The following is a 21336-nucleotide window of genomic DNA, read 5'->3' on the forward strand; positions in this document are numbered from 1 at the left end:
GTTATGCGTATGCAATTGTGCGTGCTGGCCCTGGCCTGCACCGTCGGCCTGGCCCAGGCCAAAGGCACCGATTCGGCGGCACTGGGCAAGACCCTGACCCCCATGGGCTCGGAAATGGCAGCCAATGCCGACGGCAGCATTCCGGCCTGGACCGGCGGCCTGGCGAGCAACGCCGGCACCGTCGACAGCAAAGGCGGCTACAGCGATCCGTATGCCGCCGAGAAACCCTTGTTCACTGTCACCGCGAAGAACGTGGCGCAGTACGAGAAGTTTCTCAGCCCGGGCCAAGTCGCGTTGTTCAAGCGCTTTCCCGACACCTACAAGATGAACATCTACCCGAGCCATCGCAGCGCCAACCTGCCCAAGGAGGTACTGGCGGCCAGTCGTGAGAACGTCGCCAAGACCAGCATGGCTGATGGCGGCAACGGCTTGCACGACTATACCCGGGGCATTCCGTTTCCGTTGCCCACCGAAGGCCTGGAGGTGATGTGGAACCACATGACCCGTTACCGCGGCGGCAGCTACGAGCGCATCAGCAGCGCCGCGCTGGTGCGTGAAAACGGCGGCACCAGCTACGTGCGCAACCAGTCGTTGATCAACTTCGCCGACACCGTGGGCGGGCTGGAGCCCAACTCGAACATCCTGTTCATGTTCAAGAGCCGGGTGCTGGAACCGGCGCGTCTGTCCGGCGAGGCGGTGCTGGTGCACGAGCCGATCGACCAGGTCGCCGAGCCGCGTTCGGCCTGGCAATACCTGCCGGGGCAACGTCGCGTGCGCCGTGCGCCGATGATCGCCTACGACAACAGCGCCCGTTACAGCAATGGCCTGATCACCGCCGATAACATCGACGGCTACAACGGCGCGCCGGACCGTTTCGACTGGAAACTGGTGGGCAAGCAAGAGCTGTTCATCCCTTACAACAGCTACAAGATCGGCAGCCGCGACCTCAAGTACGACGCCGTGATCAAGCCCAACCACGTCAATCAGGACCTGGCCCGCTACGAGAAGCACCGCGTGTGGGTGGTAGAGGCGACCCTCAAGCCTGATGCGCGGCATATCTACGCCAAGCGCCGTTTCTATGTGGATGAGGACAGTTGGCAGATCGCCCAGTCGGACCAGTACGACAGCCGCGGTGAACTGTGGCGCAGCGGTGAACTGCACGCGATCCAGCAGTACGACCACGGCTTCACCTACAACGTGCTGGAAACCTCCTATGACCTGATCTCCGGACGCTACTACGCCGGCGGCCTGGCCAACGAAGAGACCGAGCCGATGCGCGTGGGCTTCGCCGCCAAGACCGACGACTACACCCCGTCGGACCTGCGGCGCTGGGCCAAGTAACCATTCGCCAAACCACCGCATGACCCTGTGGGAGCGAGCTTGCTCGCGATAGCGGTATGTCAGTCACTCAAGCGTTGCCTGACACGCCGCCATCGCGAGCAAGCTCGCTCCCACAGGTGCTGATGTTTTGCTACAGGAGATCTGCCATGCGCTACTGGATATCCGCTCTCGCCCTGGGCGCGAGCCTGGGCACTGTTCACGCCGCAACCCTCGATCAACAGCAGGCGAAAGCCCTGGCGCAGGAGGCCTACGTGTTCGCCTACGCCACCGTCGAACACGACAAGGTGCTCAGCGCCATCGCCGCGAACCTGCCGTTCAACCGCCTCTACAGCGAGCCGCGCCTGCTCGGCCCGCAAGACAACAAAGTGGTGTCGCCCAACAACGACACCTTCTATTCCCGCGCCTTGCTCGATCTGCGCAGCGAACCGATGGTGCTGGACGTGCCGGCCGTGCAAGGTCGCTACTACAGCTTTCAACTGGTGGACATGCGCACCGACAACCTCGACTACATCGGCACCCGCGCCACGGGGGAGCAGGCGGGGCGTTACCTGATTGTCGGGCCGGACTGGAAGGGGCCAGTGCCATCGGGTTTCAGCGCGGTGATTCGCTCGCCGAGCCGGCTGGTCTTCCTGTTGGGACGGACCGAGGTCAAGGGCGAAGCGGATCAGAAAGACGCCGCGCAAGTGCTGAAGGGCTACGCCTTGCAACCGCTGTCCAAAGTCAATGGCAGCACGGCCCCTGAACCCTTGGCACCGCTGCAACTGCCAGCCTACACGGACACTAAACAAGGGCCGGCGCAGGCGCTGTTCAACACCTTCAACGCGCTGGCACCCTTGCACCAATGGACCGCCAGCGAACAAAAGAAACTGGCCCGTTTCGCCGCCATCGGCGTGAAGCCGAGGACCGATTTCCAGGCCCCTGAAAACTTGAGCGAAGCCGTCGCCCAAGGCGCCGAAGCCGGTCGCGAACAAGTACGCGCAGCCTCCAGCCAGCTGTCGGTGGAACAGCAGGGCTGGTTGCCGTCGCCGTCCAACGTCGGCAAATACGGCGACGATGACCTGACCCGTGCCGCAGTCGCCTGGCGCTACATCTACGCCAACGATGCGGTGGAAGCGTTGTACCCGATGGCGTTGCACGATGCCGAGGGGCAGGCGCTCACCGGCCAGCACGCTTATCGCCTGCATTTTTCCGCCGGGCAATTGCCACCAGTGAATGCGTTCTGGTCGCTGACCCTGTATGACGGTAAAACCCAGTTGCTGGTGGCCAACCCGATCCAGCGTTACGCCCTGGGCGATCGCAGCCCTGGTCTACAATACGATGCCGACGGCGGCTTGACCCTGATCCTGCAAGCCGATGCGCCCAAGGCTGCGCCGCAGGGCAACTGGCTGCCGACGCCGCAAGGTCCGTTCAACCTGCTATTGCGCCTGTACCTGCCCAAGGGCGGGGCATTGGACGGGAGTTATCAGTTGCCGACGATAACGAGGATCGAATCATGAACCTGATTTTCAGTCGCCGCCGGGTGCTGGGCAGCATGGGGGTATTGGGCGGCAGCCTGATGTTTCCACGCTGGTTGCTGGCCGCCGATTCCGATGACCTGCGGCAGATTGCCAAAGAAGCGTGGATTTACGCCTACCCCATGCTCATGCATTACCAGACCATGGAAAAACAGGCGCTCAACCCGGCCGCGCCAGAGTACGTTGGCGGCTTTAACCGCTTTCGTCATTACAGCGAGTTGTTCACCCCGAATAACCGCGACATCGTCACGCCGAACAACGACACGCCGTACTCCTGGGCCTGGCTCGACCTGCGCAGCGAACCCCAGGTGTTGAGCGTGCCGGCGGTCGATGACGAGCGCTATTACGTGCTTCAACTGGTCGACCAGTACACCCACAACTTTGCCTATGTCGGCGTGCTCAGCACCGGTCGCGATGCGGGGAATTACCTGATCGTCGGACCCGGCTGGCAAGGCCCGACACCGGACGGCGTCAAGGCCGTGCTGCGCAGTGAAACCGAAATCGTCATGGTGCTTGGAAGAACGGGCCTGAAAAACGCCGAGGACCTGTCGGCGGTGCGTGCCTTGCAGCAGCAATACGGTTTGCGTGCGTTGCATGAATACATCGGCAGTGCACCGCCCTTGGCTGCGCCAGCCATTGACTGGCAACCCTGGGACAGCAAGACCGGACTGGGACCGGAGTTCATCGCGACGCTGAACCAGATCCTCAGCCTGTGCCCCACGCAACCGTCCGAGCAAGCCTTGCGTGCACGCTTTGCCCGGATCGGCATCGTGCCCGGTCAGGGTTTCGACCCGGCGACGTTGCCGCAAGCAACACGTCAGGCACTGCTCGCCGGGATTCAAGACGCCCAGGCGCAACTGCAAACCGCGGTGAGCCAGGTACGCACCACCCTCGGCCTGTTCGGCACTCGCGAAGCGCTGAACGGCAATTACCTCAACCGCGCAGTCGCGGCGAATGTCGGCATCTACGGCAACAGCGTGGAAGAGGCCTTCTACACCGGCACTCGCCTGGATAATCAGGGACAACCCTTGCAGGGCGGGCGAAGCTATCGCCTGCGTTTCGCACCGGGTCAATTACCGCCGGCCAGCGAGTTCTGGTCGCTGACGCTGTATGACTTGCCGGACCGGCAACTGGTGGCCAACCCGATCAATCGCTACTGCCTGAGCAGCCGGGATCATTTGCAAAGCGATGCGGACGGTGGCGTGACACTAATCATGCAGAGCACAGCCCCGCAAGAGCAGAGCAACTGGTTGCCGACGCCGGCAAGCGGGGCGTTTACCCTGGTCCTGCGCCTGTATGGACCTGGGCAGCAGGTGGTCAATCAGCGCTGGCAAATGCCGGTGGTTGAAGTGGTGTCTGCCTGAACCGCACCGTCGCTCCTACATTGGATTTGTGTCGATCACAATCTTTGTGTACGACCGGGATCCTGTGGGAGCGGGCTTGCTCGCGAAAGCGGTGTGGCAGGCGGCGTGGATTTTTACGGGTGTACATATCCGTTTCTTCGGTAATGGCCGCTGGCGGTTTCGCCCTGACGGCGACTCACTTTTTTTACAAGCGCCTAAAAAAAGTAAGCAAAAAAACGCTCGCCCCGAACGTCCGGCCCCTCGCCAAGGCTCGGGGTTCCTTCGCTCCGGCATTCATCCGGGGGCATTGCCCTCCGGTCGGCTTCGCGCGACCTACATGCAATGGGTTCGACTGCGTCGAACGGCGCTGCGCGCCCATCCCCGGATGAACACCTCCACTCAGCCTGCCGAGGGGGCGGGTGGATCAAGATCAAGAGCTGCAGGCGAGCTAACGCTCGGCCTGTTGAGTGGTGAAGAGCGACGCGGTGGTGCGTGCTGCTGTGTTTTTGCTTTTCTGTGGGAGCGAGCTTGGTCCGGGCGGCGTTCCGACGATGACGGCCTGCCAGCCGACTCAATTCTCACAGGCGAACGAACCCCGCGATCAGGCCGGCCAGCAGGCCGCCTCGCTTTTGCTTTTGCTTTTGCTTTGGCTTTTGATCTTCTTGCCCCCTCGAGAGGCCGAGCGCAGGTTCTGCGCAGTGGGCAACCCGGCATGGATGCCGGGTTAGCCGCCCCCGGCCATGGATGGCCGATGGCGGCGGGCCCACGGAGCAGGACCGGAGCGAGGGAATGCCGAGCCTTGGCGAGGCACCGAACGTCAGGGGCAAGAGCCCTTGGTTACTTGGGGCTTTTCCAAGTAACCCGCTGTAAGAGCGGAACCGCCAGAGGCCGTTACCGCAGCAACGGATATGTACACCCACAAAATTATCATCGCCTGACACAAAGCCATCGCGAGCAGGCTCGCTCCCACAGAAATTGCAATGACCTGTGGCAGCGAGCCTGGTTTCACGGGGTAACGATATTGAACTGCGGCGCAAACGTATCGAGGCTGCCCATCAACTCCCCAAGCTTCTTGCCATTGCCCTGCAACTTGATCAGGCCTTTCTGCATCGCCGTCGGGATATCCAGTTGCTTGAGGCTGATCTGCTCCAGGGTGGCCTTGCTCATGGTCACGCTGGCATCCGCCTGAGCATTGAGCCCGGCACGGTGGGTCAGCACGCCATTGCGCAGGGTCAGGTTGAAGTCCTGGTTCAGGTCATCGAAGGTCCAGTTCAGGGTCAGGTCATGGCCTACGGCCTTTTCACTGTCCAGGCGCACCGCCAGGAAGTCGAAGAACATCTGCGGGCTCATCGCCCGCACCATGTCCACCGATACCGACGTGCCCGCATTGGGTGGCACACCGTTGCGCAGTTCCATGGCACCGGTCAGGTACATGTTGCGCCAGGTGGCGTTTTCACTTTGATAGCCCATTTGCTCCAGCGCCTGGGCCTGGACTTTGCGGGCGTCGCCGTTGTCCGGGTTGGCGAACAGCACCTGATTGCCCAGTTGCGCGGCCCAGCGGTATTCACCCTTGGCCATTGCCGCCTGCATTTTCCCCAGCACCGCCGCTTCGCCGCCCATGGCCTCGACCGAACGCTTGGCCGTTTCTACCGGCGGCAGCGGATTGAGGTTGGCCGGGTTACCGTCATAGAAACCCATGTAGCGCTGATACACCGCGCGGGTGTTGAAGCTCAGTGAGCCGTAGTAGCCGCGGGTGTACCACTTCTGGTCGAGGCTGCCGGGCAGTTTCTTGATCGAGTCGGCGATTTCCAGCGGCGTCAGGCCCTGGTTCAGCAGGTGCAGGGTGCGGTCGTTGAGGAAGGCGTACATGTCGCGCTGGTCGGCGAGGAAGGTGCGGATGCGTTCGCCGCCCCAGGTCGGCCAGTTGTGCTGGGCGAACAACACGTCGCTCTTGTCGCCGTAACGCGCCAGGCTGCCGTCCAGGTACTCGGCCCAGGCCTTGGCGTCACGCACTTGCGCGCCGCGCGGGGTGAGGATGTTGTGCATCATTTGCGTGGCGTTTTCCGCCATGCACAGCGCACGCAATTGCGGCAGGTACAGGTTCATCTCCGCCGGCGCTTCGGTGCCCGGGGTCAACTGGAATTCCACGTCGAGGCCGGCGATGGTGCGGGTTTCCAGTTCCTTGTCGATCAGGTCGGTGGGCGGGATCAGGGTAACGGTGCCGCCGCTCGGCGTGCTCTTGCCCAGGCCAGCATCGACCTGGCCTTTTTCGCCACGGGGCAGCAGGCTGCCGAACTGGAACTGCGCGCGGCGGCTCATGGCGTTGCCGGCGTAGACGTTCTCGCTCATCACGTGTTCCATGAACCCGGCGGGGGCGAATACCTTGACCTTGCCCGCCTTGACGTCGGCTTCGTCGATGACCCCGCGCACGCCGCCGAAGTGGTCGACGTGGGTGTGGCTGTAGATCACCGCCACCACCGGTTTGTGCGGACGGTTCTGGTAGTACAGGTCCAACGCCGCCTTGGCGGTTTCGGCCATGGTCAACGGGTCGATGATGATCAGCCCGTCGTCGCCTTCGATGATAGTCATGTTGGCGAGATCAAGGCCGCGCACCTGATACAACCGCGGGCTGACTTCGAACAATCCGGCATGGGCGCTGAGCTGGGCCAGGCGCCAGAGGCTCGGGTTGACCGACTCCGGGGCCTTATCCTTGGCGAGGAAGTCATAGGCCTGGATATCCCAGATGACCTTGCCCGAGGCGTCCTTGACCTGACCCTTGAACGGCGCGATCAGACCCTTGGTGACCGACTCGTAGTCGGTGCGGTCGGTGAAGGGCAGTTGTTGCAGCACGGCGGCGTTACTGGCCGTGGTTTGCGGGCTGGCCGCGACCGGTCCGTCGGCGGCGACCACCGATTGCGCAAGGCAGGCAGTGATCAGGCAAGCGAGCAGCCCACGAGGGCTCAAGGTGAAACGAGGCATGGCGTCTCCGGTTTTTATCGTTATGGTCAGACCAGCTTCGAGGGTAGGGTGGGACTCGGACAGGGCGATCATCAGCAACGGACAAAAAACATTCAGGGCCGCTATCCTTGGGCCATGCATATCCAGCAGGTTGACCCATGCTAGAAGTCCATGGCGTTTTCAAAAGCTACGCCACCCCGCAGGGACCACTGCCGGTGCTGCAAGGCGTCGACCTGACGCTCAGGCCCGGCAGCAGCCTGGCGCTGATGGGCGAGTCGGGCAGTGGCAAAAGCACTTTGCTGCACCTGATCGCGGGGCTGGACAAGGTCGATCGCGGCAGCATCCGCAGTGGCGAGCATCGTCTGGAGCAGATGAATGAAGGGCAACTGGCGAACTGGCGCCGTACGGAAATCGGCCTGGTGTTCCAGCAATTCAACCTGATCGGCAGCCTGCGGGTCGAAGACAACCTGGCGATTCAGGCGCGGCTGGCGGGGCGTCATGACCCACGCTGGCAGGCGCATCTGGTGCAACGCCTGGGCTTGGGCGAGCTGTTGCGGCGCTACCCGGAGCAATTGTCCGGCGGCCAGCAGCAACGGGTCGCACTGGGCCGGGCGCTAGCATCGCGCCCCCAATTGCTGCTGGCCGACGAGCCCACCGGCAGCCTCGATGAAACCACCGGCGCCGAGGTGTTGCAGTTGCTGCTGGAATTGCTCGACGACAGCCCCACCAGCCTGTTGATGGTCACCCACAGTCCCGGCGTGGCGGCACGGCTGGCAGAAAAAGCCCTGCTGTGCGGCGGTCGTCTGGCCGGTGTGGGCGAGCGCTGACATGCGCATTTTCAGCGAAACCCTGCGCGCGTTGCTCAGCCACTGGCGGCAGCACCCGGTGCAGTTTTTCAGTGTGCTGACCGGGTTGTGGCTGGCCACCGGTCTGTTGACCGGCGTCCAGGCACTCAACAGCCAGGCCCGCGACAGCTATGCCCGCGCCAGTCAGTTGATCGGCGGCGAACCTCAGGCCAGCCTCGGTGCGCCCGGCGGCGGCACGTTCCCTCAGCAATGGTTTATCGATCTGCGGCGCGCGGGGTGGCCGGTGTCACCGGTGTTGCAAGGCCGGGTCACGCTCAAGGGGCACGAAGGGCAGCGCTTGCAGTTGATGGGCATCGAGCCGGTGTCGCTGCCGGCGGGCGCGGCGGTGGCCGGGCAGGCCTTGGCGATTGAGCAGGTGGTTGGCTTTTTCAGTCCGCCGGGCAGTACCTGGATCTCGTCGCAGACCTTGCAGGCACTGGGTTTGCGCGAGGGTGACCGGCCACTGAACCTGGCAGGCACGGCACTGCCGCCGTTGCATGTGCAGGCCGATATGGCGCCCGGTGTGCTGCTGGTGGACATCGGTTTTGCCCAGCAGATTCTGGGGTTGCCGGATCAAGTGTCGCGGCTGCTGTTACCGAAGGATTTCACCGCACCGCTGCCGGAGCCGTTCAAGGGGCAACTGCAACTCAAGCGCGCCGGCGAAGAAAACAACCTGACGCGCCTGACCGAAAGCTTCCACCTGAACCTCGATGCCCTGGGGGTGCTGTCGTTCGTGGTCGGCCTGTTTATCGTGCACGCCGCCATCGGGCTGGCGCTGGAGCAACGGCGAAGCTTGCTGCGAACCCTGCGTGCCTGCGGTGTGAGTGCGCGGATGCTGATCGCTTGTCTCGCCGTCGAATTGGGTGGATTGGCCCTGATCGGCGGTGTGGCTGGGGTGGTCAGCGGCTACCTGCTGGCCGGCGTGCTGTTGCCCGATGTCGCCGCCAGCCTGCGTGGCTTGTATGGCGCTGAAGTGGCGGGGCAGTTGAGCCTCAGTCTGTTGTGGTGGTTCAGTGGTATCGGCTTGAGTCTGATCGGCGCGTTGCTGGCCGGGGCCAACAGCCTGTTGCGGGCGGCGCGTCTGCCATTGCTGGCGCTGGCCGACCCGCAGGCCTGGCATCAGGCCCATGCACGCTGGTTGCGACGCCAGGGTTGGGTGGCGGCAATGGCCGGGGTGATCGCGCTGCTGGCGTTGATTTTCGGCGACAGCCTTATCAGTGGCTTCGTGTTGATGGCTGCACTGTTGATTGGTGCCGCGCTGGCCTTGCCGGTGGTGCTCAGTTCTCTGCTCAATCTCGTTTCGCAGCGCAGTCGCTCGGTGCTCGGCCAGTGGTTTGTTGCCGATTGCCGCCAGCAACTGCCGGCCCTAAGCCTGGCGTTGATGGCGCTGCTGTTGGCCATGGCAGCGAATATCGGTGCCGGCAGCATGACTGCAGGCTTTCGCCAAACCTTCAGCGATTGGCTCGAGCAACGGCTGACGGCCGAGCTTTACCTCAATCCACAGAACCCGGCCCAGGCCCGGGAGCTGCACGACTGGCTCAACCAGCAGCCGCAACTGGCGGCGGTGCTGCCCAACTGGCAGGTTTCGATCCAGTTGCAGGGCTGGCCGACGGACCTCTCCGGGATCATCGACCACCCGACCTATCGCCAGCACTGGCCGCTGCTCGAGGCCTTGGGCGACAACCCTTGGGAGCGACTGGCCAAAGACGATGCGGTGATGCTCAGCGAACAACTGGCCCGGCGCCTGCACGTGCAACTGGGCGACCACCTGACGCTGTCGACGCCCACCGGCCCGTGGTCGCCGCGGATCGTCGGGATCTATGCCGACTATGGCAATCCCAAGGGCCACATTCTGGTGAACATCAACCACCTGTTGCGCGGCTGGCCGCAACTGACACCGAACCGCTTCAACCTGCGCATCGAACCGGCGTCGATCCCGGCGTTCGTCACGGCGCTGCAGGCGCGTTTTACCCTGGAGGACAGCCGCATCGTCGATCAGGCGCGGCTCAAGGGCTGGTCCACGCAAGTTTTCGAACGCACCTTCGCCGCCACCGCCGCGCTCAACAGCCTGACGCTGTGCGTGGCCGGGGTGGCGCTGTTCATCAGCCTGTTGACGCAAAGCCAGAGCCGTCTCGGGCAACTGGCGCCGCTGTGGGCGCTGGGCGTGACGCGTCGGCATTTGATGTTGCTCAACCTCGGGCAAACCTGGTTGCTGGCGATATTGACCCTGGTGCTGGCGTTGCCGTTGGGCATCGCCCTGGCGTGGTGCCTGGACACGGTGATCAATGTGCAGGCCTTTGGCTGGCGCCTGCCGTTGCGGGTGTTTCCATGGCAACTGGTGCAATTGATGGGGCTGGCGCTGGTGGCGACGTTACTGGCCTCGGCCTGGCCGTTGTACCGCTTGTACCGCACGCAACCGGCGGACCTGCTGCGGACGTTTGCCCATGAAGATTAAGGCCGGCGTGTTGCTCCTGGCGCTGCTGGCGAGCGGTTGCGATCAACCGGATCCAGTCGAAAAGGGCTTTGCCGGGCTGGGCAATCAGGCCGCTGCGTTCACCCCGGTGGTGCCCGGTCGGGTGTTCAGCTTCCCGGCGGATCACCGCCCCCACGACGGCTTTCGCATCGAATGGTGGTACGTCACGGCCAACCTGAAGGACGATCAGGGCAATGAGTTCGGCGCGCAATGGACCTTGTTTCGCAGCGCCCTGAAAGCCAGCCCCGAGGTGGCGGGTTGGCAGAATCAGACGATCTGGCTCGGTCACGCAGCGGTGACTTCGGCGACGGTGCATTACGCGGCCGAGCGCTATGCCCGTGGCGGCGTCGGTCAGGCCGGTGTCAGCGTCGCGCCGTTCAATGCGTGGATCGACGACTGGCAATTGCGCAGCCAGGCGACGGCCGACGACCCGTTGGCTGACGTGCTACTCAGTGCCCGCGACCGGCGTTTCAGCTACCGGCTGCGGTTGACCTCGACAGGTCCGCTGGTGCTTCAGGGGGATCGGGGCTTCAGCCAGAAATCCGAACAGGGTCAGGCCTCTTACTACTACAGCCAGCCGTTTTTCCAGGCCAGCGGCACCCTGGACATCGACGGCAAGACCTTTCAGGTCAGTGGCCCGGCCTGGCTCGACCGCGAATGGAGCAGCCAGCCCCTGACGAGCAACCAGACCGGTTGGGACTGGTTTTCCCTGCACCTGGACAGCGGCGAGCAGGTGATGCTGTATCGCATGCGGCACAAGGACGGCGAGCCTTACCTCACCGGCACTTGGGTCGACGCCCGGGGCCAGACACAATTGCTGCACGCCGGCGACATCAGCCTCACGCCGCAAGACACCGCCCGGGTTGCCGGGCGTGAGATGCCCATTCGCTGGGCGATCAAAATCCCCGCCAGACACCTCGATATCGCCATTACCGCGCTCAATCCCCAGTCCTGGATGGACTTGCGCATTCCCTACTGGGAAGGCCCGGTGCGCCTCAGCGGCAGCCATGCAGGGCAGGGCTATCTGGAAATGACCGGGTACTAGGCGCTCGCGTAAGGAAAATCACCGCCCCGGCGCGACCACTCGCAGAACAGCGTCTATGCTCACTCGCACACATGGCGTTGAGTCCGGTTTCAACGCCGTCTGTTGCCATCTATCACAGGGAATGTTCTGCCTATGAAACGCCATGCACTGACCAAAGCCATCACCCTCGCTACCTTGTTGTCTGCTGCCAGTTTTGGCGCGGTTGCCGCCGAAATTCCGTTGTCCGAAGTCGTGGTGGCTGATCAGGTCTCCACCAAAGTCGTTTCGGTTGATGCCGCGAACCATTCCGTGGTTCTAAAAGGCCCGCAGGGTAATGAGTTCCCGGTGCAATTGACCGACAAGGCGAAAAACCTCGATAACCTCAAGGTCGGTGATACGGTCGACATCACGGTCACCAGCGCCGTTGCCGCCTACCTCGACACCGATGTCGACAAAGGTTTGCCCGGCACTGCCGAAGCCATCGGCGAAATTCGCGCAGCGCCAGGCAGCGCCAACCCGGGCGGCGAAGCTTACCGCCAGGTGAAAGTGCAGTTGAAAATCACCCACATCGACCTGAAGAAAAACCAGGTGACCTTCGAAAACCCGGAAGGCAAGTCCAAGACCGTCGACGTCAAGCGACCTGAAGTCCAGGCCAAACTCAAGGACTTGAAAGTCGGACAAAGCGTCAACGTGGTTTATACCGACGTATTGACGGTGACCAGCAAGCACTGATATCGAGTAATGGTTCTATACGGGCTGATTGTTTTTGTGCAAGTTTTGTATAGGAATAATCAGCTCATAATGGTCGAACTGGTGAGTTTGAGACTCCGTGTTGCATAGTATTTAAATCGACATCTTGTTAAACATTGTGTCGATAAATTTCATCTTTGCGGCACGGACATATTAATTCGCTTCTACTAAAATACTTTCCGTTCGCCCAGTGTCAGGGCTCTTTACCAGTGCATGGATTGCCGAGGCCATTGCACTGGGCGAACACTTTGTTTGCTGCACTGAAAGTTTTGGATATAAAAAAGCGGGCGACCTGTAGGTCGCCCGTTTTTTATTGAGTTATGAGAAATCATTCAGTCATGTTTTTTATTGACTTGAACAACATCGGCCAACGCGGTGAAACACTGTTCGATCGAACGCCGCTGGCTCTCGGCGTACAGCTCCAGTTCATCGATCGTCGAACGCCCCAGGGCCTGTTCGAAAGCCTGCTGGTTGGCATGCGCCCCGTAACGGGTTTGCGCCGCATCCCCCAGGTTTGACTGAAAGATCCCCGCCGCGCTGACGGGCAGGAAGTCTTCGTACACCAGCGGTTCAACCCGCAGGCAAGCGCTGTTGATCAGGTCTTCCAGGGGCGCGTTTTTCAGGTCGCCCGCCGCCAGGCCCTTTTCCGTCACGAAGTAGCGGAAGTAAGCCAGACCCTGTTGGCGCATGCCTTCCCAGGTGTCAGGAAATTCGCTGAAATGCTGCACCATCAGGGCGTTGTAGCGCGCGGCGTTGGCTTCGTTGGGGAAGTCCTTGAGTTCGTCTCGTGCGGCATTGAGCAAGCGGTCGTAGAGTGCGCGGCCTTTGGGCGTGAGGGCGGCACCGCGCTGTTCGATCTCGCCGAAGCGGGCACTGTGGCTGCCGCGCGCCTCGCTTTGATCGGTAAAGGCAATCGGCTCGTCCAGGGCCTTGAAGCTGGTCTGGCGCAGCAGGATCGGGCACTGGCGGCGAGGCGGGCCTTCGATCACCGCTTTGGGGGTGATGCCATGGGCCGGCATCTGCGCCTGGACGATGTCGATGTCCAGGGTCCGCGGTGTCAGGTGGTTGATGTGCGGGCCCTTGAACGCTACCACGTCGGCGATCAGTCGATGCTGGGCGCTGAGCTGTCGATACTGTTCGGCGGTGACGGTGGCGCTGTGGTGCCAGCGAAACGTTTCCAGTGCCTGCTCGACGAACTCCAGGGCTTCCTGCTCCGTCAGGCCACCCCGGGATTCGGCACGTTCGATGAGCGTGAGGGCCGTGGGGGTGAAGATCGAGCGCTGGTCGAGCATCGACTGGGCGAACGCCCGCAGCTCCAGGTCTTCGATCAATTCCAGGCGCAACAGCGAGGTGAATACCCGGAACGGGCTGACCTGCAGCGACGCTTCATGCACCGCGCGAAAAGCCGTGGAGTGCACCGGCACGCCAGCCGGTGTCAGGTCGTAGTAACCCACCGGTTGCATGCCCATCACTGCGAACAGGCGGGCGAGGGTCGCCAGTTCATCGGCCGTACCGACGCGGATCGCCCCATGACGTTCCAGGTCCAGGCGCTCGATTTCGCCGGTGCTGGTGAGCTGCCGCAGGATTTGCCCATCGCTGTCCAGCACGTGACGGTTAGTCTGTTCCACCAGTTCCATCAATGCGCCGTACAACGGCACTTCCTCGCGGTACATGTCGGACATCGCTTTGGAAAAGCGTTGGCGGATCAGGTCAGGGCTGACGAAGTTCGGGTGGTTCATGAACAGGATTCCTGGCGCGGTGACGTAAAGGATGGACGAAAGATCGCAGCCTTCAGCGCCGGCGACAAACGAAGTTTCTGACGAACTTCATTCTGCAAAGGACTAATGCAGTCGTTGATCCTGAGGGCTCTCCGAACGCAGCGATGCCAAAAACTCGCGATACAGGCGCGCCGAACCGTATGGCGCTTCCACCATGGGCATGTGCCCGATGGCGTCCCAGATATGCACGCGCAGGTCGGCGATGCCCTTGCTCCAGACCGCCACGCTGCTGACATCGATCAGCCGGTCCTTGCGCCCCCACAGCAACAGCGCCGGGGCGGTGATGTCGGGCAGGTGCGGTTCCATCGGCGGGCTGGCGCGCAATTCGCGGAAAATTTCTTCCAGCTCTTCGCGGGACTGTTCATAGCGCTGGGCGACGGCATCGAGCACCAGCTTCGGTACCCAGGGTGGCGAAGCCATGGTCATGGCGTAGAAGCGCCGGAATTCTTCCCGTGAATGAATCAGAAACGGATTGTGGCCTTTGGCCAAATGCCGCTCAAGGTCACTGGGCTCGGGCGAGGTGACCCCGGCCGGGTCGACCAGGGCTACGGACGCAATGCGTTCCGGGTAAGTGGCCGCTAGCCACGCCGCCATGTAGCCGCCCATGGAGTTGCCGATGACATGGACTTTCTCCACCCCGCACACGTCCAGCAGCTGGATCATGCGCTTGGCCTGCAGCGGGATGTCGTAGCCGCCACCCGCCTTGAAGCCGGTTTCGCCATGGCCGGCGATGTCCGGGATGATCACCCGATGGCTGCCGACAAAGTGCCGGGCGAAACGCAGCCAGAGGTTCTTGTCGGCGCTGAAGCCATGGAGCATCAGCACATTGCTGGTGGCTTCGTATGGCCCGCCTTGCCAGGTCGAGACGGTCATCTCGGGGATGGGCACGACGATCTTGTGCAGCCGGTACAGCTTGGCTTCGGCCGCCATGTTCAAGTCATAGAGCCAGTAGCCGATGGCCGGGTAGGTCAGCCAGCTCCAGGTGACGAACACTGCGAGAACGACGAACAACAAAAGCATCACGCGTCTCCCTTGTATCTGCTCAGGACAAAATGTGATCGGCGGGTTTCAGCGTTCGGGTCAAGCGATGAAAGCTGAAGCTGAACCCCGGAAACATGGCAATCACATGACCGCTCTTGCTTTGATACCAGCTGTGGCAACCACCGGATTTCCACACGGTGCGCTCCATTTCCCGGTGGATCATTTCAGTGTAGGTACGTTCCGCCTCATGGCGAACTTCGATGCTGCGTAAACCTTGATTCTTCAAGGTGCGAATGCAATCGAGGATGTAGTTCATCTGGGATTCGATGATGAACAGCGCCGAGGTGTGGCCGATGCCGGTGTTCGGCCCGGTGACGATGAACAGGTTGGGAAAATCGGGCAGGGCGGTGCCGAGGTAGGCCCGCGGGTATTGCGCCCAGACCTCCTTGAGACGGGTGCCGTTTTTGCCCGTTGCCGGGTAGGAAATCACCCCGTCGGTGGCGTCGTAGCCGGTGGACCAGACGATCAGGTCCAGGTCAATGTGCTGGCCATTCCGGGTAACGATGCCGGTTTCGTCGATGGCCGCGATGCCTTGCTCGCGGCTGTGCAGCGTCACGTTGCGGCGGGCCAGGGCCGGGTACAGCGTGCTGGACAGAATCACCCGTTTGCAGCCGATGGTGTAGTCCGGCGTCAGTTTGCGCCGCAGTTCGGCGTCCGGCACCTGGCGTTTGAGGAAGTGCAGGGCCTGGCGCTGAACCATGTGCACGGCCGGCTTCGAATACTTGAAGCCAAACACCCGGGTTTCGAATTGCCAGTAGATCCCCCAGCGCAGCAGCTTGTAGGCCGGCTTGAACCCCAGCAGCCAGCGCTGGAAGCGGCCAAACCTGCGATCAGCCCGGGGCAACACCCAGTGGGGCGTGCGCTGGAACACATGCAAGTGCCCGACGTCCGGGGCAATGGCCGGAATGACCTGGGCCGCACTGGCGCCGCTGCCGACGATGGCCACGCGTTTTTGCCGATAGTCGTAGCTGTGATCCCAGTTGTTGGTATGAAACGTCTTGCCCTTAAAGCGTTCCTGTCCGTTGAAGTGTGGAACCACCGGTTGACTCAGCGGCCCGGTCGCGTTGATCAGGAACTGCGCGCAAAACGTTCCTTTGCCGGCGGTGTATACCGTCCAGCGCTTGTTGGCGTCGTCCCATTCGACACGCTCGACATTGGCGTCCAGTTCCACTTTGTCCCGCAGGCCGAAGTGTTCCACCACATGGCGGGTGTAGCGGTGCAGTTCGGCCTGTTCGGCGAACATTTGCGTCCAGCGATACGGGGCGAAAGACAGGGAGTAAAGCGGCGAGGGCACGTCGACTGCCGCGCCGGGGTAGGTGTTCTGGCACCAGGTGCCGCCGAAGAAATCCCGCCGCTCCAGCAGGCGAAAATCGTCGATGCCGGCCTTGAGCAAATTAATTGCGGCACACTGGCCACCAAACCCGCTGCCGATGATCAATACTTGAAAGGTCTGCATGGGCCTCCTCTTATGGTCATTGATCAACCCTTCTTTCATGTATAGCCGTTTCTGGAGACGAGGCTTTTGCTTTTATGCGAGCGTGATGTAGCGATATTCAGCCTGTCAGTCGGTGATGGCTATTTGATTTCACCCTGATAGACTCCAGCGCATAGGCACAGGCTGTTGTCGAATTCCGTCGAGTGGCACAGAGGCCCTATGGAAAAATCGGGAGGAACGGGATATTCATTGGCCAGGAGGCTCTATACATCGCGAATCCTGGGGGTGGCCCTGGGGTTGGTATGCGTGAGCGCGGCGATGTATCCACTCGAACCGGCGCCCTGGGTCTGGGGCTTCATGTGGTTCAATGGCCTGGTCTGGCCACACCTGGCCTACCATTGGGCGCGCCGGGCCAGAAAGCCTTATCACGCCGAACACCGCAATCTGCTGATCGATGCCTTTCTCGGCGGCTTCTGGATTGCCGCGATGCATTTCAATCCACTGCCCAGCGCGACCACCATTTCCATGATGGCCATGCACAACGTGGCCATCGGTGGCATTCGCTTCCTGCTGGCCGGGACGGCCGCGCAAGTATTGGGCGTGGGCGTTGGCCTGCTGATTTTCGCCCCGGCGTTCATTCCTGCCACCAGCCCGTTGCAGCTCTATGCCTGTTTGCCGTTGCTGTGCCTGTATCCGCTGGCACTGGGCTGGATCTGCTTCCGCCAGGCCCATACCCTCGGCCGTCAGAAGCGTGAACTGCTGGCACTGAGCCGCACCGACAGCCTGACGGGCCTGCTGAACCATGGCGCCTGGAAGGACCAGATGGAGGTCGAGTTCCAGCGTTGCAAACACCAGCAAAAAGGCGGGGCGATCGCGCTGATCGACATCGACCATTTCAAAGCCATCAACGACACCTACGGCCATGTTGCCGGCGACATCGTTCTGCGCCAGTTGAGCAAAATGCTCAAGCAGAGCCTGCGAACGGCCGATATGGCAGGGCGCTACGGCGGCGACGAGTTTTGCGTGATCCTTCCGGACCTGCCCCTGAACCGCGCCGCCGCCGTCATGGATGCCCTGCGCGATCGCTTCGCTACCTTGGGGTACAAGCAGAACCCGGCGCTGAAAGTCAGCCTGAGCATTGGTCTGGCGTCATTCAACCCGGCCCATGGCGACGCGACGCTTTGGCTCAACGACGCCGATCATGCGCTATACGAAGCCAAGACCACCGGGCGTAATCGTGTGATCTGTTGCGGTAATGGGAAACCTCATCGCGAACTGCTCGACTCGGTTTAACCGCCCACCGCAAGACCTGTGGGAGCGAGCCTGCTCGCGATGGCGGCGTGTCAGGCGGCATGGATTTTGGCTGTGATGGCCTCTTCGCGAGCAAGCCCGCTCCCACAGGGATTCGGAGTGAATACAAGACTTGTGTTCAACAAAAATCAACTGTGGGAGCGGGCTTGCTCCGGGCGGCGATCCGACGAAAGCGGCATGTCGGTTTAAACCGTCACTCCTTCACGCTCATGAACTCTTCCGCGAAGCGGATGTATTCCTCCGGTTGCGTGTAGGTGTGCGTCAGCTCGGTCGCGCTCAGGTCCGAGGTCTGGGTGAGGATCTGGCGTTGCTCGCGCAGGCTGTCGTAGGTCGCCTTGATCGCGGCGAAGTACGCGCCATGGCCGTCGATGGTCACGCGCACTCCCAGTTCGGCCAGGCGTTTGTCATCGCGTAGCAGCGGGTTGCCGTAGGTCACCAGCATCAGCGGCACGCTCAGGTGCTCGGCGATCTGCTCCAGATGGTCGAAGTCCTTTACTCCCACCATGCAGATCCCGTCGGCCCCGGCGCTCTGGTATTGCCGGGTGCGGCTGATGATTTCCTGCACCGGCAGAATCCCGGCGTGGGTGCGGGCGATGATCGCCATTTCCGTATCGCAGCGGGCTTCCAGTGCCGCGCGGATCTTGCCGACGCCTTCGGCGACCGTGATCAGGTCGGTGGATTTGCGGCCAAATTGCGCGGGCAGCAGGGTGTCTTCGATGGTCAGCGCAGCGACGCCGGCACGTTCGAGTTCGACGATGGTGCGCATGACGTTGAGCGCATTGCCGTAGCCGTGGTCGGCGTCGGCGATCACCGGCAACTGGGCGACACGGCCGATGCGGGTGGCCTGTTCAGCGAACTCGCTGAGGGTGATCAGGGCAAAGTCGGGGGCGCCCAGCACTTGCAACGAGGCGACCGAACCCCCGAGGATCCCGACTTCGAAGCCCAGGTCGGCGGCGATACGGGCCGACATCGGGTCGAACACCGAGGCTGTGTGGTAGCAGGTGTCGGAGGCGAACAATTGGCGAAAATTGCGGCGCAAATCTTGATGGGAAAGCCTGGACATATGAGTTCCACCAATGGAATGGAAGGGCTTGAGCAAAAGTGTCAACGCCGAAGAAGTAAAAGGCTATCACGCGTGCCGGGGGAGAATGATGACGAATTTGCTGGGTAAGGCCGATTGACGTCGCAACGATGGAACTGATAAGTCATGCCGCCTCGGCCTGTTGCCGTTGGTCAAGCAGTGGCACGGCGCGCACCGAGTCACCGGGTTGCAGCTGCAAGCGCTTGGCGGTCAGGCGATCAACCACCAGGCTGTTGCCCACCTGTCGGGCCGGGGCGCAGGTAATGCGACAGTTTTCCAGACGGCGGTTGTGAATCAGCCAGAGGGGCGCTTTATCGTCCGGCGAGTCGATGGCCAGTATCAGCGGTTGACTGTCGCGCACAGTGCGGATCCCGGAAACCGGGGCTTCAAGGACCGGTCCACCGTCGAAGATATCGATGTAGCCCTTGTGGGCAAACCCTTCGGCGCTGAGGATTTTCAGGGCCGGCTCGGTGTTCGGGTGGGCCTTGCCGATCACCGCCTGGGCCTGTTCGGTGAGCAGGCAGGTGTACAGCGGCTGGCGCGGCATCAGTTCGGCGATGAACGATTTGTTGCCCAGCCCGGACAAGTGATCGGCGTGGCTGAAATCCATCTTGAAAAAGTGCCGGCCGAGGCTGTCCCAGAACGGCGAGCCACCCCGTTCGTCGGCACTGCCGCGTAATTCGGCGATGAGCCGGTTGCCGAACAGCTGCGTAAACTCGGCCACAAACAACAAGCGCCCGAGGGAAAGCAAACGGCCGTTGCTGCCCTGGCGCTGATCGGGGCGCAGGTACAACGAGCTGACTTCCGATTGCCCGGTCAATTCATTGCTCAGGAACAGGGTCGGGATCTGGCGCTGGATACCCAGGTCCGCTGAAGCGCTGACCGTCAGCCCGACCCGGTAGTTGTACCAGGGCTCGCGCAGACCGACGGCACCTGTCAGGGCGCTGACGCCCACCACTTGCTGCTCGTCATCCTCGAGCACGAACAGGTAGTCGGCATCGGCCCGATCGACCTGCCCGGCGAAGGTGCGTTGGGCCCAGCGAATCCGGTGGGCCAGGCGTTCTTCGTCGGCCGGCAGGCTGGTAAGCCCCGGAACGGCCTGACGCACCAGCTTGAACAGGGCGGGCAGGTCGGTGATCTGCACCGGACGGACAATCATGCGGCTGCTCCTTGTGCGCGTGTGCTCGGGCGTTGAATCTGGCGGGTATTCACAGGGCGATCAGCCTGATCGGGCTGCCCTCGGTCACCTTCAGCGCCTCGCACATGGCGGCGTCCAGCGTCACGGGTTGCCCGGCGATGTAATCAAGATCGGCGACGATGGCCCGATAATCCGCCAAGGACTCGTTGCTCACCAGAAAGCTGCCACGGGCATCGATCACCGGGCCAGGCTGCGTTACGCCGCACTGGCTGTGGGCGATGGAACGAATGCCCGAGGTGCGCGCATAGAGCGTCGGGCCTCCATCGAACAGATCGATGTAACTGTTGGTTTCGAAGCCTTCACGTTCAAGGATATCGAAGGCTTCCTGGCCGTCGGGGTGGATGCTGCCGATGCAGTCCTGTGCCGCCTGGGGCAGCATGGGCACGTAAATCGGATACTGCGGCATCAGTTCGGCGAGAAAGGTGCGGCTCTGCAGGCCGCAAAGCCGTTCGGCCTCGACGTAGGGCAAGTCGAAGAAATGCTTGCCCACGGCGTCCCAAAATGGCGAGTGGCCTTCATCACTGCTGTAGCCGACGATCTCGGTGATCACCGTTTCGGAAAAACGCCGGGCGTGGGCGGCGATGAACAACAGGCGCGCCCGCGACAGCAGTTCGGAGTGCGCGCTGCGTACCCGCGCGGCATCGATATGGAAGCCCCGCAGCAAGGTGTGGCCACTGAGGTCGTGACACAACGACAAGGCCGGTACGCCGTGCTCGATGTTCAGTTCCCGCGAGGCACTGGTGAAGTGCCGGTTGCGCAAACTGTAGAACGGCTCGCTGAACCCCGCCGTGGCGAGGATTTCCGAGCAGCCGACCAGGTGCTGTGTCGTCAGGTCTTCGAGTACAAAGAAATAGTTTTCCGGGCCATGAGCCTCGACATCCTTCTCGAATGAGGCACAGGACTCGAGGATTTTTTCGCGCAACCGTTCGCTATCATCGGGCAGGGACGTTACGCCCACGAGGCTTTCACGAGCCAGCCTCTGCAATTGGGGCAGGTCGGCTAACTCGACTGGACGCAAGACCAGCATGGAGACGCTCCTGTATCAAACGATTCGGCGGGTTGAGCCGAACCTGACTATCACTGTCGGTTTTTTCACACATTAAATCGGTGGTCGTCTGAACGTTGTCAGGCGCCACTCTTTTTTTGTCGGATGTTTCTTGGGATGGACCGCATTAAACGAGGAACAGGCGGTTCGGCCGGAGGCGATGCCTGGCCAGACGCGTTGATCGGGTGTTCGAGAAAGG

15 protein-coding genes are annotated in these 21336 nt (G+C 62.0%); 8 read left to right on the forward strand and 7 right to left on the reverse strand.

Translation table 11 applies throughout. The features are described from left to right. Positions 1–3: 3 nt before the first annotated feature. From AC3IT9_RS11550 to AC3IT9_RS11560, 3 genes are all read left to right on the forward strand, one after another. Positions 4–1341, forward strand: a complete 1338-nt coding sequence (locus AC3IT9_RS11550; protein ID WP_489273114.1) for a DUF1329 domain-containing protein — start codon at positions 4–6, stop codon at positions 1339–1341. A 146-nt stretch (positions 1342–1487) separates the two neighbouring features. After that, positions 1488–2837 (forward strand): DUF1254 domain-containing protein, encoded by a 1350-nt coding sequence (locus AC3IT9_RS11555; RefSeq protein WP_489273116.1) that lies wholly within the window; start codon positions 1488–1490, stop codon positions 2835–2837. Then, positions 2834–4219, forward strand: a complete 1386-nt coding sequence (locus AC3IT9_RS11560; protein ID WP_489273118.1) for a DUF1254 domain-containing protein — start codon at positions 2834–2836, stop codon at positions 4217–4219. Before AC3IT9_RS11555 ends, AC3IT9_RS11560 begins: the two co-directional genes overlap by 4 nt. 984 nt (positions 4220–5203) lie before the next feature. Here the strand turns inward: AC3IT9_RS11560 and AC3IT9_RS11565 are convergent. Beyond that, positions 5204–7177 carry an alkyl/aryl-sulfatase gene (locus tag AC3IT9_RS11565; RefSeq protein ID WP_489273120.1) on the reverse strand — a complete coding sequence of 658 codons (1974 nt, stop codon included), beginning with the start codon at positions 7175–7177 and terminating at the stop codon, positions 5204–5206. A 137-nt stretch (positions 7178–7314) separates the two neighbouring features. On the opposite strand from AC3IT9_RS11565, the gene AC3IT9_RS11570 reads away from it, so the two are divergent. The 4 genes from AC3IT9_RS11570 (at position 7315) to AC3IT9_RS11585 (ending at position 12230) form a co-directional block, all read left to right on the forward strand. Continuing rightward, positions 7315–7983 (forward strand): ABC transporter ATP-binding protein, encoded by a 669-nt coding sequence (locus tag AC3IT9_RS11570; protein ID WP_150725234.1) that lies wholly within the window; start codon positions 7315–7317, stop codon positions 7981–7983. Between the two features lies 1 nt (position 7984). Next, on the forward strand, positions 7985–10456 hold the full coding sequence (locus AC3IT9_RS11575; RefSeq protein ID WP_489273122.1) for an ABC transporter permease: 2472 nt from the start codon (positions 7985–7987) through the stop codon (positions 10454–10456). After that, on the forward strand, positions 10446–11519 hold the full coding sequence (locus tag AC3IT9_RS11580; RefSeq protein ID WP_489273123.1) for a lipocalin-like domain-containing protein: 1074 nt from the start codon (positions 10446–10448) through the stop codon (positions 11517–11519). The genes AC3IT9_RS11575 and AC3IT9_RS11580 overlap by 11 nt, the downstream gene beginning before the upstream one ends. A gap of 132 nt (positions 11520–11651) precedes the next feature. After that, positions 11652–12230 (forward strand): hypothetical protein, encoded by a 579-nt coding sequence (locus AC3IT9_RS11585; protein WP_150725237.1) that lies wholly within the window; start codon positions 11652–11654, stop codon positions 12228–12230. Between the two features lie 350 nt (positions 12231–12580). Here the strand turns inward: AC3IT9_RS11585 and hglS are convergent, their stop codons facing one another. From hglS to AC3IT9_RS11600, 3 genes are all read right to left on the reverse strand, one after another. Then, positions 12581–13987, reverse strand: a complete 1407-nt coding sequence (gene hglS / locus AC3IT9_RS11590) for a 2-oxoadipate dioxygenase/decarboxylase HglS (protein ID WP_489273125.1) — start codon at positions 13985–13987, stop codon at positions 12581–12583. Between the two features lie 102 nt (positions 13988–14089). Further along, positions 14090–15046, reverse strand: a complete 957-nt coding sequence (locus tag AC3IT9_RS11595; RefSeq protein ID WP_150725239.1) for an alpha/beta fold hydrolase — start codon at positions 15044–15046, stop codon at positions 14090–14092. A gap of 22 nt (positions 15047–15068) precedes the next feature. Then, entirely contained in the window at positions 15069–16523 is a 1455-nt protein-coding gene (locus tag AC3IT9_RS11600; RefSeq protein ID WP_489273127.1) for a flavin-containing monooxygenase, read from the reverse strand. 198 nt (positions 16524–16721) lie between these two features. Here AC3IT9_RS11600 and AC3IT9_RS11605 point away from each other — a divergent pair, with 198 nt between their 5' ends. Then, complete coding sequence (locus AC3IT9_RS11605; RefSeq protein WP_150752949.1) at positions 16722–17795, forward strand: diguanylate cyclase; 1074 nt, start codon at positions 16722–16724, stop codon at positions 17793–17795. A gap of 211 nt (positions 17796–18006) precedes the next feature. Here the strand turns inward: AC3IT9_RS11605 and AC3IT9_RS11610 are convergent, their stop codons facing one another. From AC3IT9_RS11610 to AC3IT9_RS11620, 3 genes are all read right to left on the reverse strand, one after another. Beyond that, complete coding sequence (locus AC3IT9_RS11610) at positions 18007–18876, reverse strand: isocitrate lyase/PEP mutase family protein (RefSeq protein WP_223441718.1); 870 nt, start codon at positions 18874–18876, stop codon at positions 18007–18009. Between the two features lie 142 nt (positions 18877–19018). Beyond that, positions 19019–20053, reverse strand: a complete 1035-nt coding sequence (astA, locus tag AC3IT9_RS11615) for an arginine N-succinyltransferase (RefSeq protein WP_489273130.1) — start codon at positions 20051–20053, stop codon at positions 19019–19021. Positions 20054–20102: 49 nt separating this feature from the next. After that, a complete protein-coding gene (locus AC3IT9_RS11620; protein WP_150725244.1) occupies positions 20103–21119 on the reverse strand; it encodes an arginine N-succinyltransferase in 1017 nt (338 codons plus the stop codon). Between the last annotated feature and the right edge of the window lie 217 nt (positions 21120–21336).

The organism is Pseudomonas sp. KH_046_1, from assembly GCF_057839025.1.